Origin of the sequence: Bradyrhizobium sp. ERR14 (assembly GCF_014198235.1) — a bacterium.
In the GTDB taxonomy this organism is placed as follows: domain Bacteria; phylum Pseudomonadota; class Alphaproteobacteria; order Rhizobiales; family Xanthobacteraceae; genus Bradyrhizobium.
This window is the reverse complement of record NZ_JACIHD010000021.1, coordinates 38,681-55,396: the sequence shown is the minus strand read 5'-3', so window position 1 is coordinate 55,396 and position 16,716 is coordinate 38,681. Positions and strand designations below refer to the sequence as shown.

12 protein-coding genes are annotated in these 16,716 nt (G+C 65.8%); 8 read left to right on the top strand and 4 right to left on the bottom strand.

Annotation, left to right across the window (positions count from 1 at the left end):
* The first annotated feature begins 91 nt into the window (after positions 1 to 91).
* The 4 genes from GGD62_RS33980 (at position 92) to GGD62_RS33965 (ending at position 8,803) form a co-directional block, all read left to right on the top strand.
* Positions 92 to 6,544 (top strand): non-ribosomal peptide synthetase, encoded by a 6,453-nt coding sequence (locus tag GGD62_RS33980; RefSeq protein ID WP_183712560.1) that lies wholly within the window; start codon positions 92 to 94, stop codon positions 6,542 to 6,544.
* A 139-nt stretch (positions 6,545 to 6,683) separates the two neighbouring features.
* Positions 6,684 to 6,860 (top strand): hypothetical protein, encoded by a 177-nt coding sequence (locus GGD62_RS33975; protein ID WP_018316961.1) that lies wholly within the window; start codon positions 6,684 to 6,686, stop codon positions 6,858 to 6,860.
* A 234-nt stretch (positions 6,861 to 7,094) separates the two neighbouring features.
* Complete coding sequence (locus GGD62_RS33970; protein ID WP_018316960.1) at positions 7,095 to 7,826, top strand: 4'-phosphopantetheinyl transferase superfamily protein; 732 nt, start codon at positions 7,095 to 7,097, stop codon at positions 7,824 to 7,826.
* Positions 7,823 to 8,803 carry an LLM class flavin-dependent oxidoreductase gene (locus GGD62_RS33965; protein ID WP_183712558.1) on the top strand — a complete coding sequence of 327 codons (981 nt, stop codon included), beginning with the start codon at positions 7,823 to 7,825 and terminating at the stop codon, positions 8,801 to 8,803. The genes GGD62_RS33970 and GGD62_RS33965 overlap by 4 nt, the downstream gene beginning before the upstream one ends.
* 122 nt (positions 8,804 to 8,925) lie before the next feature.
* Here the strand turns inward: GGD62_RS33965 and GGD62_RS33960 are convergent, their stop codons facing one another.
* The 3 genes from GGD62_RS33960 to GGD62_RS33950 all read right to left on the bottom strand — a co-directional run bounded on the left by GGD62_RS33960 (position 8,926) and on the right by GGD62_RS33950 (position 12,977).
* A complete protein-coding gene (locus GGD62_RS33960) occupies positions 8,926 to 9,951 on the bottom strand; it encodes a histone deacetylase family protein (protein WP_183712556.1) in 1,026 nt (341 codons plus the stop codon).
* Between the two features lie 109 nt (positions 9,952 to 10,060).
* The gene (locus tag GGD62_RS33955; RefSeq protein WP_183712554.1) at positions 10,061 to 11,002 is read right to left on the bottom strand and encodes an SMP-30/gluconolactonase/LRE family protein; all 942 of its coding nucleotides are present in this window, start codon (positions 11,000 to 11,002) and stop codon (positions 10,061 to 10,063) included.
* Complete coding sequence (locus GGD62_RS33950; RefSeq protein ID WP_210318014.1) at positions 10,959 to 12,977, bottom strand: sorbosone dehydrogenase family protein; 2,019 nt, start codon at positions 12,975 to 12,977, stop codon at positions 10,959 to 10,961. Before GGD62_RS33950 ends, GGD62_RS33955 begins: the two co-directional genes overlap by 44 nt.
* Before the next feature lie 262 nt (positions 12,978 to 13,239).
* On the opposite strand from GGD62_RS33950, the gene GGD62_RS33945 reads away from it, so the two are divergent.
* Both GGD62_RS33945 and GGD62_RS33940 read left to right on the top strand, forming a co-directional pair.
* Positions 13,240 to 13,473, top strand: a complete 234-nt coding sequence (locus GGD62_RS33945) for a DUF6894 family protein (RefSeq protein ID WP_018316955.1) — start codon at positions 13,240 to 13,242, stop codon at positions 13,471 to 13,473.
* Positions 13,474 to 13,482: 9 nt separating this feature from the next.
* A complete protein-coding gene (locus tag GGD62_RS33940) occupies positions 13,483 to 13,659 on the top strand; it encodes a hypothetical protein (protein WP_018316954.1) in 177 nt (58 codons plus the stop codon).
* 144 nt (positions 13,660 to 13,803) lie between these two features.
* On the opposite strand, the gene GGD62_RS33935 is transcribed toward GGD62_RS33940, so the two are convergent.
* The gene (locus GGD62_RS33935; protein ID WP_183712549.1) at positions 13,804 to 14,577 is read right to left on the bottom strand and encodes an enoyl-CoA hydratase-related protein; all 774 of its coding nucleotides are present in this window, start codon (positions 14,575 to 14,577) and stop codon (positions 13,804 to 13,806) included.
* A gap of 120 nt (positions 14,578 to 14,697) precedes the next feature.
* Between GGD62_RS33935 and GGD62_RS33930 the strand changes: the two genes are divergently transcribed.
* Together GGD62_RS33930 and GGD62_RS33925 are read left to right on the top strand one after the other, a co-directional pair.
* Complete coding sequence (locus tag GGD62_RS33930; RefSeq protein WP_183712547.1) at positions 14,698 to 16,287, top strand: gamma-glutamyltransferase family protein; 1,590 nt, start codon at positions 14,698 to 14,700, stop codon at positions 16,285 to 16,287.
* 157 nt (positions 16,288 to 16,444) lie between these two features.
* A complete protein-coding gene (locus GGD62_RS33925) occupies positions 16,445 to 16,687 on the top strand; it encodes a hypothetical protein (RefSeq protein WP_177236991.1) in 243 nt (80 codons plus the stop codon).
* Positions 16,688 to 16,716 lie beyond the last annotated feature (29 nt).

The following is a 16,716-nucleotide window of genomic DNA, read 5'->3' as shown; positions in this document are numbered from 1 at the left end:
CACAGATTTTGGGGCCAAAACTTCACCTCAGACTGGACGCGTTCCCTGACTTCTTGGAAGAATAGCTCAATCGGATCAAAAGGGAACGGAATTGTCGGACGTCACACTCCCAGCCCCGGAGGAATCAAGCGGCACGGCGGCCGAAACGAAGACCTTCGTCCATATCGGCGGCCTGCTCGATTTCTACGCCCGCAAGACGCCGAAGGCGCCCGCCCTCCTCGCCCCGGGTCGGCCCGTCCTCAACTACGGCGCGCTTGGCGAGGTGACGCAGGATCTCGTCGGCACGCTGCGCCGGCTCGGCATCACCTCTGCCGACCGGATTGCGGTTGCGCTGCCGCGCGGCGCCGACAGCGCGCTGGCGCTGATCGCGGTTGCCTCGAGCGGCGCCTGCGTCCCCGTCAATCCCGATCTGACCGCGGACGAGCTGCAGCGCTATTTCAGCGAACTGAAGCTGACCGCGCTCGTGACCCGGGCCGACATGAACTCGGCAAGCCGCGACGTCGCCAAGGCACTCGATATCGCGGTGATCGATTTTGTGCCGGGACCGCAAGACAATCTGGGCGGCGGCAAATTCATCGGTCCGACGGTCGGGCCGGCGGCGACCGGCGGCGCCTCGCGCGGCGACGACGATGCGTTCATCCTGTTGACGTCAGGCACGGCGGCGCGGCCCAAAATGGTACCGCTGACGCATCGCAATGTATGCCTGTCTGCCTACAATGCCGGCCACGTGCTGTCGCTTTCGTCCCGCGATCGCCTGCTCAACGTCCTGCCGCTGTTTCACGCCCATGGCCTGATCTCCGGCCTTTTGACGGCGCTGGCCGCGGGCTCCAGCGTGATCTGCACCGACGGTTTCGATGCACCGTCCTTCTTCGGCTGGATGCGGCAGCTGCAGCCGACCTGGTACACGGCGGTGCCGACCATCCATCGCGCGCTGCTGACGGCGGCGGAATCCGACCCGGACCGCGCCCGATCGTCGTCGCTGCGCGTGATCCGCTCGGCCTCGGCCTCGCTCGCGCCCACGATCCTCCAAGGACTGGAGGCGACGTTCGGCGTTCCCGTGCTCGAGACCTACGGCATGACCGAAGCGGCCTCGCAGATCGCGGCCAATCCGTTCGAGCAACGCAAGGTCGGATCGGTCGGGCGCGCCGCCGGCCCCGAGATCGCGATCATGGACGAGACGGGCCGCGCGCTTGCGAGCGGCGAGCGTGGCGAGATCATGCTGCGCGGACCGAACATGAGCCGCGGCTATTACAACGACGAGGCGGCGACACAGGCCGCCTTCCGCGACGGCTGGTTCCGGACCGGCGATCTCGGCTATCTCGACGCGGACGGCTATCTCTTCATCGTCGGCCGCATCAAGGACGTCATCAATCGCGGCGGGCAGAAGATCTCGCCGCTGGAGGTGGAAGAGGTCCTGCTCAGCCATCCGGCGGTGCTGGAGGCCGGCGTGTTCGCCGTCCCGCACGAAAAGCTCGGCGAGAACGTCGCCGCCGTCGTGGTGCTGCGACCGGATAAGGAGGCGACCTCGGATCAGCTGCGCCAGTTCGCGCGCAAACGGCTCGCGGCCTACAAGGTGCCGAGCTTGATCCGCAGCGTGGCAGCCCTGCCGAAAGGCGGCAGCGGCAAGGTCAAGCGCAACGCGCTGGCCGAGCTGATCGCCAAGCCGGAGAACGGCGACGAGGCACGGCTGCCGCGCAACGCGCTGGAGACACAACTCGCCGCGATCTGGGCCGGCCTGTTGGAGCTGCCGCAGGTCGGAATCGATCAGGACGTCTTCGCGCTCGGCGCGGATTCGCTCGCAGTGACGCAGATGCGCTCTCGCCTGCGCGAACGCTTCAACGTCGACTTCTCATTCGAGGACATCTTCGATTGCGCCACGGTCGTCGCGCTTGCAGCCCGGATCGACACCGCCGCAAGCCGGCACGGGGCGACACTGCCGGCCTGGCGGCAGGCGATGGAAGCAGACGCGCTGCTCTCGTTCCAGCAGCAGAGGATGTACGTGCTCTCGCGGCTCGATCCGACGCGCTACAATTACAACGTCGTCGAAGTCGCGGTGCTCAACGGCCAGATCGACGTCGCCGCGCTTCAGGCGAGCCTTGCCGCGATCAGCGCACGCCACGAGGCGCTACGCTCGGTCGTCGTCGAACGACGGGGCGAGCCGGCGCAGCTCGTGCTGCAATCGCCGCCGCGGCTCAAGCGGGTCAAGCTCAAGCCCTGTCCTGCCGACAAGCGGACCGCAGTGATCAGGCGCGAGGCGCTCAAGCTCGCGCAATACAAGTTCGACCTGGCGCAGGAGCCGCCGCTGAAAGTCACCCTGCTGTCGTTCGACAAGACGAGCCATGCGCTGGTGGTCAATGTCCATCACCTCGTCACCGACGGCTGGTCGCAACGCCTGTTCTGGGAGGAGCTTGCCGCCCACTACGCCGCCGCTCACAAGAAGAGCGTGGCGGCATTGCCTTTGCCCGCTTTTCAATATCGCGACTTCGCGCTCTGGCAGCAGAGCTGGGCGCAGACGCCAGCAGCCAAGGACCAGCTCGACTATTGGCGAGGCCAACTCGACGGCGTCACCACGCTGCCGCTGCGGACCGACCGGCCAAGGCCGGAGGTCTGGAGCGGTCACGGCGCTCGCCACTATTTCGAGTTCTCCAAGGCTCTCTCGGGCGATGTCCGAGCATTGAGCCAGGATCAGGGCGTCACGCCTTTTATGACGCTGCTCTCAGTCTTCCAGTGCCTGCTGTACCGCCACACTGGGCATGAGGACGTCGCGACGGGATCGCTGATCGCCAATCGCAACCAGATCGAGAGCGAGCGCCTGATCGGGCTGTTTGCCAACACCCTGATCCTGCGCAACGATTTTAGCGGCGACCCGAGCTTCAGCGAGATGTTGCGGCGGGTCCGGCAGATCACGCTCGATGCCTACCGCAACCAGGACCTTGCGATCGAGGAGGTGTTGCGCGCATTGCAGATCGCACGCCGCAGTGACGGCAATCCGCTGTTCCGGATCATGTTCATCCTCCAGAACGCCTCGATCGAGGCGGCCCGCTTTCCCGGCCTCTCGACGCGGCGGCTGGAGATCGATCCGAAAGTGGCGCGCTTCGACATCACGCTCGAGCTGGTCGAGGCCGACGGCCGCTTCACCGGCTTCTTCGAATACGCCACCGACCTGTTCGACGCCGCGACGATCGACGGCATGGCGGCACAGTTCAAGTCTCTGCTGAAGGCCGTCATCGCCAATCCGGAGCAGCGCATCTCGCGCCTGCCGCTCCTCAACGAGGCCGAGCGCCGGCAATTGCTGACGACAGGCCGGGGCGCGCCGGCCAATTTCATCACAAGCGGCAATGTAAGTGAACGCTTCGACCGTCAGGCCAGGATGACGCCGAACGCCATCGCGGTGACGGATGGACACACCTCCCTGAGCTATCGCGAGCTGGCGCGCCGCAGCCGGTCGGTTGCGCGCTGGCTGGTGCGCGAAGGCGTCGGTGCCGAGAGCGTGGTGGCCTTGCTTGCGGATCGCGGCCCCGAACTGCTCGCCGCGATGATCGGCGTCCAGCGCGCGGGCGCGGCCTTCCTCAATCTCGATCCCGATCAGCCGCCGGCGCGGCTCACGACCATTCTCGGATCGAGCTGCGCCCGCATGCTGCTGACCAGCCGCGCGCGGTCACCCATGGTTGCCGCGCTGCTCGAACCGCTGGTCGAGCGCATCCCGGTGGCTGAACTCGAAGATGCGATCGCCTCGGGATCGACCAAGCCGTCCCGCGCCGTACGGCACACAGCCTCTAGCCTCGCCTATCTCATCTATACGTCCGGCTCCTCCGGCGCGCCGAAGGGCGTCATGATCGAGCAGCGGGGCCTGTCGAACCATCTGGCCTCGCTGATTGCCGAGCTCGGCCTCTCCGCCAGGGACGTGATTGCGCAGACCGCGCCGCAGAGCTTTGTCATATCGGTTTGGCAGTTCCTGGCGGGGCCGATGGTCGGCGCGCGCGTGCATGTCTGCGACAACGCGATCGTGCAGGACCCGATCCTGCTGGCGCGGGAGATCGAACGCGAAGGCATCACCGTGCTCGAGATCGTCCCATCGCTTTTGCGCGTCATCGTCGAACGGATGAACGAGGCGCAGGTCCGGCGCGCCTTTGCGAGATTGCGCCTCCTGATCTCGACTGGCGAGCCGCTGCCCGTCGAGCTTTGCCGGGCCTGGTTCGCCCGTTGCCCAAAGGTGCCGCTGATCAACGCCTATGGCGCGTCGGAATGTTCCGACGACGTCTCCCTGCATCGCCTGACCAAAGCGCCGGCGACCGCGACGAGCAACGTTCCGGTCGGCGCGCCGCTGCCGAACACCCAGCTCTACGTGCTCGACGCCAACCTCCAGCCGCAGCCGGTCGGCGTGACCGGCGAGCTCTGCATCGGCGGCGCCGGAATCGGCCGCGGCTATGTCAACGATCCCGCGCAGAGCCGGCAGCGCTTCCTGCCCGATCCGTTCTCGCGCCAGCCAGGCAGTCGGCTTTACCGCACCGGCGATCTTGCCCGCCGCCGTGCCGACGGGACGATCGAATGCCTCGGCCGCGCCGACCATCAGGTCAAGGTCCGCGGCTACCGTATCGAGCTCAAGGAGATCGAGAACGCGCTGGCCGACCATCCGGGCGTGCGGACCGGCATCGTCGAGCCGCGCCGCGAGGCGAGCGGCGATGTCAGGCTGATCGCCCATATCGTCGCACGGCCCGCCAGCCGGATCAGCGCCAGCGAGCTGCGCGAATTCCTGAAGAGCCGGTTGCCGGGCCACGCCATCCCGTCCGCATTCCTGTTCCTGGATCACGTACCGCTTAATGCCCATGGCAAGATCGACCGGTCCGCACTGCTGGTGCCGACGCAGCAGGAGGCGCCCGGACCGGACGCGCCCGTGCCGGCGCGGCGCTTTACTGAAAAGGTGCTGTCCGACATCTGGATCGACCTGCTCAAGGTGGAAAGCCTGGGTGTCACTGACAATTTCTTCGACCTTGGCGGCCATTCGCTGCTGGCGGGCCAGGCGATGGCGCGTATCGCCCGCGCGCTCGGCGTGTCGCTGCCGATCAAGACCATCTTCGAGGCACCGACGATCGAAGGGCTTGCCCGGCGGGTCGACCAGGCCATGGCGGCGACGCCGCGCAAGCCTGCCGCAAGCGTGAAAAGTCTGGCTGAAGCGAGCCTGACCGATAGCAGCGGACCAACGCTCTCGATCGCGCAGGACCAGATGCTGCGGATCGAGCAGAACCTCCCGGGGTTGCCGCTGTTCAACCTGCCCTTCGCGTTCCGTCTGCAGGGTCCGCTCGATGCGGCCGCCCTGGCACAGGCGATCGAGGACGTCGTGCGCCGGCACGAATCGCTGCGGACCGCGTTCGGCTGGAACGGCGAGGAGCCCGTCAGCCGCATCGCCGCACCCGGCACCCTCGGCCGTGTCCTGACGATCGAGACGATCGGCGACGGTCATCCCCACGCCAACAAGCGGCGCAAGGCACTGGAGCTCCGGAAGATCGATCTTCTGATCCAACAGGAGACCTCTACGCCCATCGACACGACGCGCGCGCCGCTGCTCCGCGCCCGGCTGTTGCGGCTCCATGACGACGAACATGTGCTGCTGCTGACGCTGCATCATGCCATTGTCGACGGCTGGTCGATCGGCGTGCTGTTCGAGGAATTGTCCAGCCGCTATGCGGCGCTGGCCGGATATCAGTCGGTACCGCTACCGAAGCCGCCCCCGGCCTTTTCGGACGTCGCACGCTGGCAGCGCTGGTGGTGCGGCACGGACGCCGCCCGCCTGCAGGCGGCCGACTGGGCGGAGAATTTGCGCGGCGCGGTGTCCGTTTTCGACGGCGAATCAAGCCCGGGCGCGTCGACCGGGCATCATCCGGTGAATCTGGATCGTGAGCTGATCAGCCGACTCACGGTGTTCGCCGGCCGGCACAATGGCACGCTGTTCATGTGCCTGCTCACCGGTCTGAAGGCCCTCCTGCTGGCCCGGACGGGTCGCACCGACATCTCTATCGCGACCGCCATGGCCAATCGCGCCCAGCCGGACACCGACCGAATCGTCGGCCCGTTCGAGAACACGGTGATCGTCCGCACCAAAATCACGCCGGAGCTATCGTTCACGCAGGCGCTAGCGCGGGTACGCCCGAGCGTGCTCGACGCGCATGCGCGGCAAGAGCTGCCCTTCAACATCCTGGCCGACCATCTGGAGCGGGAGGGGATCGATCCGGCCTCGCTGCTCCAGGTCTATTTCACGCTGCAAAATCCGCTGCGCCAGCCGCTCGATCTCCCGGACCTCGCGACAGGATCGATCGGCAACATCGCACGCGAAGGCCAGCCGGTGCTGCCGATCGACCAGACCTGGCTGTCGCTGATGCTCAAGGAGCGCCCGACCGGCATCACCGGCTCATGCAATTACAAGCTTGAGCTACTCGACGGCCGCAGGGTCGGCGCGTGGATGGAGGATCTCGTTGCGCTGCTGGGGGCCGCCGTCGCCCAGCCCAACACGCCGCTCGACCGATTACTCGCGCGCAACGCGGCGTGAGCGGATGACATCGCGGACTAATACGGGTTCACTCGTCAAAGCTGTGCATGACCAAGTTGCATCTTGATTATTTGGCGCCGTCGCGCAAGATTATTCCCGCGTTTTGATTTGGACGATTATTTTCCACCGGGGGAGTGTTATGGGTTTCATCAAATTTACAAAGGGCACGTCGTTGAGCGACAAGGACCGCAAGGCCCTCCAGAAGCTGCTCGGTGCCGAGAAGAAGAAGCTCCAGTCCGCGCTGAAGGACGTCGACGCCAGCCTTTCGGTGCTTGGCGGCTCGAAGAAAGCCAAGAAGAAGAAGAAGAAGAAGTAAGATTCGTCGGCCGGGACGCCGTACGAATCTTTAGGGCTTCACTTTTCGGGGATGGGCCGCTCGCGTGTCGAGTTGGGGTCTCGCACAAGCTTGCGCCTGTAAACCGGCCTGCAAATCGACAAGAATTCGCCCGGGTGGACCGCTAGAAGCGGTCCGCTTGATTGATTCTTGCTCAGTTGTTTCTTCCGTCGGGACCGGGGATCTGCCTTCGGCCTGACGCAAAAGGCCCAATTGATGGCGGACGACAGAATTGAACTCTTTGTCGGACTGATCGAGTCCATCGACGCGCCGGGCGCGGTCGAGGCCTGTCGACGGCTGCTCTCGGTCGACGAGCGGGTCCGGGCCGATCGCTTCATGTTCGAGCGGCATCGGCGGCAGTATATTTTCGCACATGCGATGCTGCGCCTGGCGCTGTCGCAGATCGCCTCCAACGTCGCGCCGTCCGACTGGTCCTTTGCAGCCGGCCGCTATGGGCGGCCGTTTGTCGCAGCACCCGCGACCTCGAGCGCGCTGCATTTCAGCCTGTCTCATGCCGACGGCTGCGTCGCCTGCGTCGTGTCGAGACATGAGTCCGTCGGCGTCGACGTCGAAACCGTGTCGCGGCGGGTGGCGCCGCTGTCCACCGCGCTTCGCTTCTTTGCGCCGGAGGAGGTCGAAACGCTGCGCGGACTGCCCGAGCCTGCGGCGACCGAGCGCTTCTTCGACTATTGGACGCTCAAGGAGGCCTATCTGAAGGCCAGGGGATTTGGGCTCAATCTGCCGCTCGACGCCTTCGCGATGCAGGTCTCGCGCGAGGCCATCGAGATCAGCTTCAAGCCCGATATCGCCGACGATCCCGACGGCTGGCGGTTCTCGCTGTGCTCGCCCTCGCCCTCGCATCGCCTCGCGATCGCCGACGGCTCCCGTGCGGACGGTGGCCTTCCCATCAGTCGCAATGCCTGGCCGCTCCAGGAAGCGGCTGAATGACGCAGCCGCGGCTGCGCGTCTTTCCCGCGATTTCACGCAACCGCGACGCCGGAAAATATGTCGGCGAGCTGATGCGGGTGGCGCAGTTCGCCGACCGCAACGGATTCGAAGGCATATTGCTGTTCGAAGGCAACGACGTGTTCGTCGAGCCCTGGGCCATGGCCCAGCACGTCATGGCTGCGACGACGCGATCTTCGCCGCTGATCGCCGTCAATCCGGTCTACATGCACCCGTTCACGGCGGCGAAATTCGTCTCGTCCCTGGCGCAGCTTCACGGCCGCAAGGTCTATCTCAACATGATCACGGGGACCGCGGTCAGCGACTTGCAGGGGCTGGGCGACGACCAGTCGCATGCCGACCGCTATATCAGGCTCGGCGAATTCGTGGGGCTGATGCGGCAGTTGCTGGCAAGCCCGCGGCCGGTGAATTTCGAGGGCCGCTTCTACCGTGCGCACCATCTGCAGCTTCGCCCGCGCCTGCCGGCGGAGCTGATGCCCGAATTCCTGATCGCAGGCCAATCCGAGGCGGCCCAGCGCGTGGCGAAGGAGACCGGCTGCATCAAGATGCAGATGCTGCCGCCGGATCTCGATCGCGGCCTCAACGTATCAGGCATGAATTTCGGCATCTTCGCCCGCGAGGGACGCGAGGAGGCGCGGCAGGCCGCGAAGCTGCGTTTCCGCGACAACCCTGACGATCGCGAGCTGCTCGTGCTCACCGTCGAGAACAGCGACTCCGTGTGGAAGCGGCACCTGTACGAGGGACAGACCGGCGAACTTCAGGACAATGGCTACTGGCTGCTGCCGTTCCTGACCTTCCAGGCCGACTGCCCCTATCTCGTCGGCAGCTACCGGGAGATCGGCGCGAAGCTGAAGGACTTTGCGGCCAAGGGGCTCACCACTGTTATGCTCGACATGGTGGCGGACGAGGCCGAGATGCAGCACGTCTGCATGGCGCTCGCGGCGAGCGGGATGTTTTAGATCACTCTCGCCGTCATGGCCGGGCTTGTCCCGGCCATCTACGTCTTGCTCCACGCTCGAAGAACGTGGATGCCCGGGACAAGCCCGGGCATGACCACCAACGCGGGAGAGGCGAAGATCCCTCACCGCGCCTCTTCAAATCCGGCCAGCACCGAGGTCAGGTTCGCGCCCAGAATATCCGAGAGATAACCGCCCTCCTGCACGAACACGGTCGGCAGGCCCATCCTGGCGATGGCCTGGCCGATGCGCCGGAAGCCGGGCGTGGTGACGGCCAATCCCTTGAGCGGATCGTGCTCGGAGGCGTCCAGGCCGAGCGCGATCACGAGGGCACCGGGAGCAAAGGACTCGATCACCTTGCGCGCCACGTCCATCGCCTGGATGTAGCCGTCATCACCGGTGCCGATGGCGAGGGGAATGTTGAGATTGGTACCGAGGCCGGGTCCCTCGCCGCGCTCATGGGCATAGCCCCACACATAGGGATAGTAGGCGATGGGATCGGCATGGATCGACACCGTGTAGACGTCGGGCCGGGCGTAGAAGATGCCTTGCGTGCCGTTGCCGTGATGGACGTCGACGTCGAGGATCACCACGCGCTCGTGCTTCTGCCGCAGATGCGCCGCCGCGATCGCGCTGTTGTTGAGGAAGCAGAAGCCGCCGGCCATGTCGCGATAGGCGTGATGACCGGGCGGACGACAGAGCGCATAGACAGCATCCTCGCCGTCCATCACCATCTGCGCGGCGGTGACCGCAACGTCGGTCGCGGCACAGGCCGCAGCCCAGGTGCCCGGACCGATCGGCGCTGCGGTGTCGGCGGTGTGCCAGCCGAGCTTGCCGACGATGTGGGTCGGGTAGGTCGCAGCGTGGCGCACCGGATGGATGTTGCCGATCATTTCGGGGCCGGAATCGCCGAGCGCGGTCCAGGCGTCCCAGGCTTCGCTCAGGAACGACAGATATTCCGGGCTGTGAATGCGCGCGCGAGGTCCCTGCCCGAATGTGGTCGGCTCGACCAATTGATGCTTGCCGTCCTTCAACCCCTTCAGCAGGCGGTCGGCGCGCTCCGGCTGCTCGGTGGTGCGTTTGACGACGCCGCGAACCAGGAAGAATTGCGGATCGTGGCTGCGGTGCAGTTCGGTATGGACGGCTTTCACTCAAACACTCCGTGGTCGCGTGCTCACAGACGTCTTGATCGCTGCGGCGGCCAGATGCAAGCAAGAAGAATGCCGTCTCGCCCTGCGGCGGAAGCAGATCGCCCTCGGCTCAGCAGCGTCCGCGCTGGAGGCAGTGCTCGCGGCCCGGTTGATCGGTGCGGAAGGACTCGATGAAGCCACCCTGACGCTGGGTGACGAAGACGGTCTTGCCGTCGCTGCCGCCGAAGGCGAGATTGGTCGGCTCCTTGGCCTTCAGCGCGATCTCCCGCTCGACCGCGCCGTTCGGCTTCATCAGCGCAATCGTGCCCTTGAGAATGCGCGCGACATAGAGCCGGCCGATGACGTCCGTGCGCAGTCCGTCGACGGTGTCGGGCTGAAATGCCTTGACGAGCTTTGCGCCGGTGAGCTCGTTGCCATTGATCGCATAGGACCAGATCTGGCCGCTGCTGGATTCGCCGACATAAAGCGTCTTGCCGTCAGGGCTGAGATCGATGCCGTTGGTGGTGCCCATTGCGCGCGGCGCCGACATGATCTGCCCCTGCACCGTGCCGTCGGCGCCTTTCGCGATCCGCCAGATATGGCCTTCGCGGCCCTTCCAGTTCGGATCGCTCGCATAGATCGTGCCCTCGCGTGCAATCGTAATGTCGTTGGGCTGGTTCATCTCGTCGGAGTGAAACCAGAGAGACGGCTCGGTCGCTCCCTTCGCAATCGCGAAGATGTTGTGCTTCTTGTAATCGGCGATGAACATGGTGCCGCTGCGGTCGAAGCGGATGGCGTTGCCGACACTGCCATCGGGCAGCGCCGTGAACGGCTCCGACGCGGTGGCGCCGGCTGGCAGCCGGCCGATGGTGCCGGGCTTGCCGAGATTGACCACGAACAAATTGCCGTCGAGGTCAGCCGCGGGGCCCTCGATGCCGAAGGTATATTCGCCGGGAGGCGTCACCTGCGCGCTCTCGAACAGCTTGGTCTCTGCCTGGGCGGATGCCGTCGCAACGGCGAGTAGGACGCTACTGCACAGGCACCAGAAATTCCTGCCGGATGTAATAGCCATCGCCGTCGGTGCACTCGCCATTCAAATAGGGATCGGCAGGCCGGAAGAATCGGCTGAAGCCGGGTTTGTCTACAGCGCTCCTTTGTGTCACGACAACGACCTTCGCAGCCGGTATTTCGCCGCATTCCTTGCTGGTTTTGCCAAAGAATTTGCGCTGCGGCGGGCCCGGCTTGATCCGCATCCGCGTGCCCGGAACCATTGTCGCGACGAGCAGATCCGCGGTGTCCAGCAGGCGTTTGTAGCCAGGCTCGGTCTTCGGCAGGCTCTCGCCGCCCGGCGGCATCAGCTTCTCCGCGCCGAGACCGCGCAGTCGCGTGCGCAGCTTGCCGGCATCGGGATCGCCGGGATAGATCCAGCCGTCCTGCGACAGCATGAAGCGGAGCACCGCCGCGTCCTTCTCCGCCTCCGATTGGCCGCCCTTCAAACCGAAATCGGAATGGCAGCCGACGCAATGCTTCTCGACGAGGCCTTTGCGCAGCGTGGTCAGCCGGGCGCTGTTCTGCGCATCCCCGGCGACGAAGGCCGCGAGCTGATTGATCATCGCCTGGCTGCGCATGTCGCACGGCAGCGGCTGTGGCGGATCACCCGCGGCACGATCGATGCGGATCACCGTCCGGTTCTTGTCCTCGACCAGCCAGATCGCGCCGTCTTCCGCGACCGTCATGCCGACCGGCGCACCTTGCGGCCGCGTGCCGTTGACGCGGTGCCAGCCTGCGATCAGCTCGTCGAACGGCGCGGCGGCGACCTCGCCGGCGTCTGTCTGAAAGCTGCGCGCCGGATCGGCGGCGCAACTGACGTGGTAGCGCACCGGCGCCGGGGACGGCTTGGGGAAACCGCGATCGTCGACGTCGTAGACGAGGACACGGCTGCCGGTCGGACGATAGCCGTGGAGGCCGACCAGTAGCTTGCCCTCCAGCTCCGGAAATTTGCCACCGTGATAATAGAGCATCGCGAGCGGCGCGCCGTGCGGCGGCATCAGCGAGAGCGGCGGCTTGTAGAGCGCGTTGGCCGTGCAGAGCGATTTGTAGAGCCCACCTTGCAGCACGTTCCTGAATTCCGGGCTCGGCGTCGACAGATCGTAGCAATAGGGCCAGCCATAATGCCTGCCCTGCTCGATCGCGTTGATCTCCTCGTTCGGCTTGAAGATGTCGGGCAAGTCGCGGCTGTTCTCGCCCTGCAGGAAGGCGTAGCCGGCCTCGGGAAACTTCGGATGCAGCGCCAGCGCCATCGAGTTGCGCAAGCCCCGCGCATAGACGGTGTGCGGCGGATCGGCATCGCCAGGCTTCAGCGCCGGGAAGACGCCACCCGTGGGCGGCGTGAACAGCCAGATCGCTGCCATCGCGGAAGCGCCCTCGGCCGTCGCGCAAGGCTTTGTGATCGGCGCCGGCGTGATGCAGTCGTCGCTGTGCGAGCCGACATTGACGAATAGCCGCCCGTTACTGTCGAAGACAAACTGCTTGAGCGGATGCGCGCTCTCCTGGAGCCTTGTCCCGTCGGGCAGCGTGATCCGGCGGCCAGGCATATGACGGATGATGGTCTCGACCGTGCCGCGCGGATTGTCGGCGAGCGGGTCGAACCGGAAGATGGTCTCGGCGGTCGAGGCGTAGAGCTTTTTGTCCGGGCCGATGGCCAGGCCGAACGGATATTCGATTCCCGTCAGAAGCTCCCTGAACCGTTGGCCCTGGGCCGCGCGCGGGTCGAGCAGCAGCAGCCGTCCGTCGGTGTGGCCCCAGCCGCCCATGTCGGCCACCACGAACAGCTCCCGGCCCGGCACCTGGACAATCGCGCGCGGGAATTTCAGGCCATCCTCTTCGCTGGCGACGAGGCCGGCGCAAAATCCGGCCTTCATGTCGATCTGGATCCTGGGAAAAGCGAGATCGCCATTGCCGCAGGTTTCCGCGCCGACCGCATAGCCGCTGCGGCGGGGCGGCTCCGATGACGCCGCCGAGGCGAGCCCAAGCAGAACCGCCAACATCCCCGCGCATGCGCGCAGGCTTCGGCGTCCACGCCTGGATGTGAAGTAGCTCACGGCGGCCCCCAAGATTTCCCGCGAAACAGCTGTTTCACGCCGTCCGAACGCCGTCCAGCCGAACATCACTCGCCTGTGATTAAACCTGTAACGACCTCTGAGCCGACCAATATCCGTAGATTCCCTTACCGGGCTCGACCCGAATGTTTCGCGAAGGCTTCGGGTGGTATCGATTTGCCATCCAAGTTACTCCCGCCAGGAGGCGCATATGGTCCAGGTCTATTTTCACTGCTCCAACACCGAGGGCACGCTGATCGACCGCTACGGCGCCGCCGTCTCCAATCTCACGGAGGCGCGCGACCGTGCCTCCCAGATCATGAATTCGATGATCCAGACGCCCGGCGCTGAAGACTGGCGCGATTGGGTGATCCATGTCAGCGGCTCCGACGGCGAGGATCTGTTCGATCTTCCCTTCACCGCCATGCTCGGCAAGCCGCATTGAGGTGATGTCATGTTGCTCGCTTCACTGAGCCTGTTCCGCCAGCCCGTGAACTTCGTCGCCGCCAAATGGCAGACGCTGATCAGGGTCGCGGGCGACCCCTACCGCCCGGAGCTGCACTACATGCGCGGGCCGGGCCCCAAATGGCGCGCCAAGTATCAGGCCAGCCGGCTGAACCGCTCGCTCTGAGCGCTGAGGCCTCGCGGCTTCCAATCTCCGTCTCTCCTTCGTCATGGCCGGGCTTGTCCCGGCCATCTACGTTTTGGGGCGTGGGCCAAAGACGGATGCCCGAGGCAAGCCCTGGCATGACGAGCAGGGCAAGCGTGCCCCACCTCACCTCCCCGTAAACTTCGCCTTGCGCTTCTCCACGAAGGCGTTGCGCCCCTCGAGGGCGTCGGCGCTCTTGCGGATCACCGCCTGGAGTTCGATCTCGCGGCGGAACTGCGCCTCGTAGGTCGCATGCTCGCTCTCCTCGACGAGCAGGCGCGTTGCCACCAAGGCGCGGGTCGGTCCCTCGGCGAGGCGGCGCGCCAGACCCAGCGCCTCGTCCATGAGCTTTGCATCCTCGACGACCTGCCGCACCAGGCCGATCTCCTGGGCGCGTTCGACCGTCAGCGGCTCGTTCAGCAGCATCAGCTCGAGGGCGCGCTGGCGGCCGATCAGCCGCGGCAACAGCCAGGTCGAGCCGAGATCCGGCACCAGCGCGATGCGGCTGAACACCTGGATGAAGCTCGCCGACCGCGCCGCCACGATCATGTCGCCGGCCATCGCCAGGCTGAAGCCGCCGCCGGCCGCGACGCCGTTAACGGCGACGACGACGGGCACGCGGCATTCCCGCAGCGCCTTGAAGGCGGGCCAGTAGAACCTCATGACGCCGGCAGCAAGATCCTCACCCAGCGCTTCCGAGGCCTTCAAATTCTGTCCTGAGCAAAAACCGCGCCCCGCCCCGGTGAGGATCAGGGCTCGAATACCCTCGTCCTGCGACATCTCGCCGATGGCGGCGGCGAGCGCACCGAGCAGGTCCGGCGTCATCGCATTCAGGCTCGCCGGCTCGTCCAGCGTCAGGATTCCGACCGCGCCATCCCGCGCCTGTTTCACACCAGCCATGTCGCGTCTCCCTTTGGATTTTCTCGTTGGCGGCAATGTGCCATCCTTCGCAACATCAGCCAATGCTGAGCTTCCGCGCCGGCACAGCAACGCCAGAACAACAGAGATCAAGACGACATCATGCCTCATCAGTTCAGCCTCAACCAAACCATCCGCAAACCCGCCGTCAGCTCCAAGGGCGGCATCGTCGCCTCGCAATCGCGGCGGGCGGCCGAAGTGGGCGCGCAGGTGCTGGCGGCGGGCGGCGACTGCGTGGACGCGATCGTTGCAACCACCATGGCGCTGAATGTGGTGGAGCCCTGGAACAGCGGCATCGGTGGCGGCGGTGCGATGGTGCTCTACCGTGCCAAGGAAAATCGTTACGAGGTGATCGACTACGGCATGTGTGCGCCGCAGAGCCTGCGCGTTGCCGACTATCCGCTCAGCGGCGAAGGCCCGGCGTCCGATCTCTTCCCCTGGCCGCGGGTGAAGGACGATCGCAACATCCACGGCCCCGGCTCGATCGCCGTGCCCGGCGTCGTCGCCGGGATGGAAGAGGCGCACCGCCGCTACGCCAAAATGCCGTGGAAGGATCTGGTCGCGCCGGCAGCCAGGCTCGCCGGCGAAGGCTTGCTGGTCGATTGGTGGACCACGGTGACGATCTCGGGCTCGGCCGCCGATCTCAGGCGCTATCCCGCCAGCGCGGCGGCGTTTCTGAAGGATGGGCTGCCGCCGAGCGCGCCATGGGGCATCAAGGCCGAGACGCGACTGCCGCAGGACACGCTGAAAGCGACGCTGTCGCATCTCGCCGAGGCCGGACCGCGCGATTTCTACCAGGGCGATCTCGCCAGGAGCATCGCCTCCGACATCAAGGCCGATGGCGGTTCGCTGTCGGTCGAGGACCTCGCCGCCTTCCGCGCGCATCTGCGCGAGCCGCTGGCGATCCCGTATCGCGGCGGCAAGGTCTATGCGACGCCTGAGCTCACGGCCGGGCCCACCATGGCGCACGCGCTGCGCCTGTTGCAGCAGAGCTTGACGCCGGCAAGCGCGCCGGACGCGGCTGCCTATGTCGAATATGCGCTCGCTCTGCAGGCGGCCTTCCGCGAGCGGCTCAAGGACATGGGCGATGCCGACGGCAAACGCTCGCTCGGCGCCGAATATCTCGCACCCGCCTGCACCACGCATTTTTCCGTGGTCGACCGCCACGGCAACATCGCCGCGGTGACGCAGACGCTGCTCTCCTCGTTCGGCTCGAGATATGTGACGCCGCACACCGGCATCGCCATGAACAACGGCATCATGTGGTTCGATCCGACGCCGGGCACCACCAATTCGCTCGCGCCCGGCAAGCGCTGTCTCTGCAACTACACGCCCGTCATCGCCGAGACACAGGACGGCAAGCGGCTCGCGGTCGGCGCCTCCGGCGGCCGCCGCATCCTGCCCTCGGTGATGCAGCTCGTCTCCTTCGCAATGGATTTCGGCATGGACCTCGATGCCGCCATCCACCAGCCGCGCATCGACGCCAGCGAGGGCGCGGTGGTGATCGGGGACGCTCGCTTGTCGGAGGACGTGCGCAAGACGCTGGGCTCGCGTTTCGACTATGAAGAGACCCGCGTGCAGACCTTACCGCAGAAATTCGCCTGCCCGAGCGTGGTGATGCGCGAGGGCGACACGAATTCCGGCGCGGTCGAGATCTTCCAGCCCTGGGCCGACGCGGTGGCGGAAGCCTGAGCGCATCGATCAATGCGGGAATGTGCCAGCGCGCGTTGAGTTCTCGCGCGATTACGCATCTGCGCGAGCGTCACGACTCCTCCACATTCGCAGGGAACTTACCTACCGGCCGTTCGTTGATTGAACGGACAAGTGCGCTCGCCCCAGTGGAGGACATATGAAGAAACTTGCGCTCGCCGCGTCGCTGATCCTTGCAGCCGGATTCACATTCACCAGTCCTGCCCTGGCCAAGGGCGGGCATGGTGGTGGACATGGCGGTGGACATGGGCACGGCCATGGTCATGGTCATTCGATGGGCCATCATTACTACGGCTCACCACCCGGATGGTCGCGCGGACGCAAGGTCGGCTGGCGCGGTCACGGGTGCCCGCCCGGCCTGTGGAAACAGGGCCGCTGCTGAAGTCGGATATCTGCCAATGATGCAAGGCG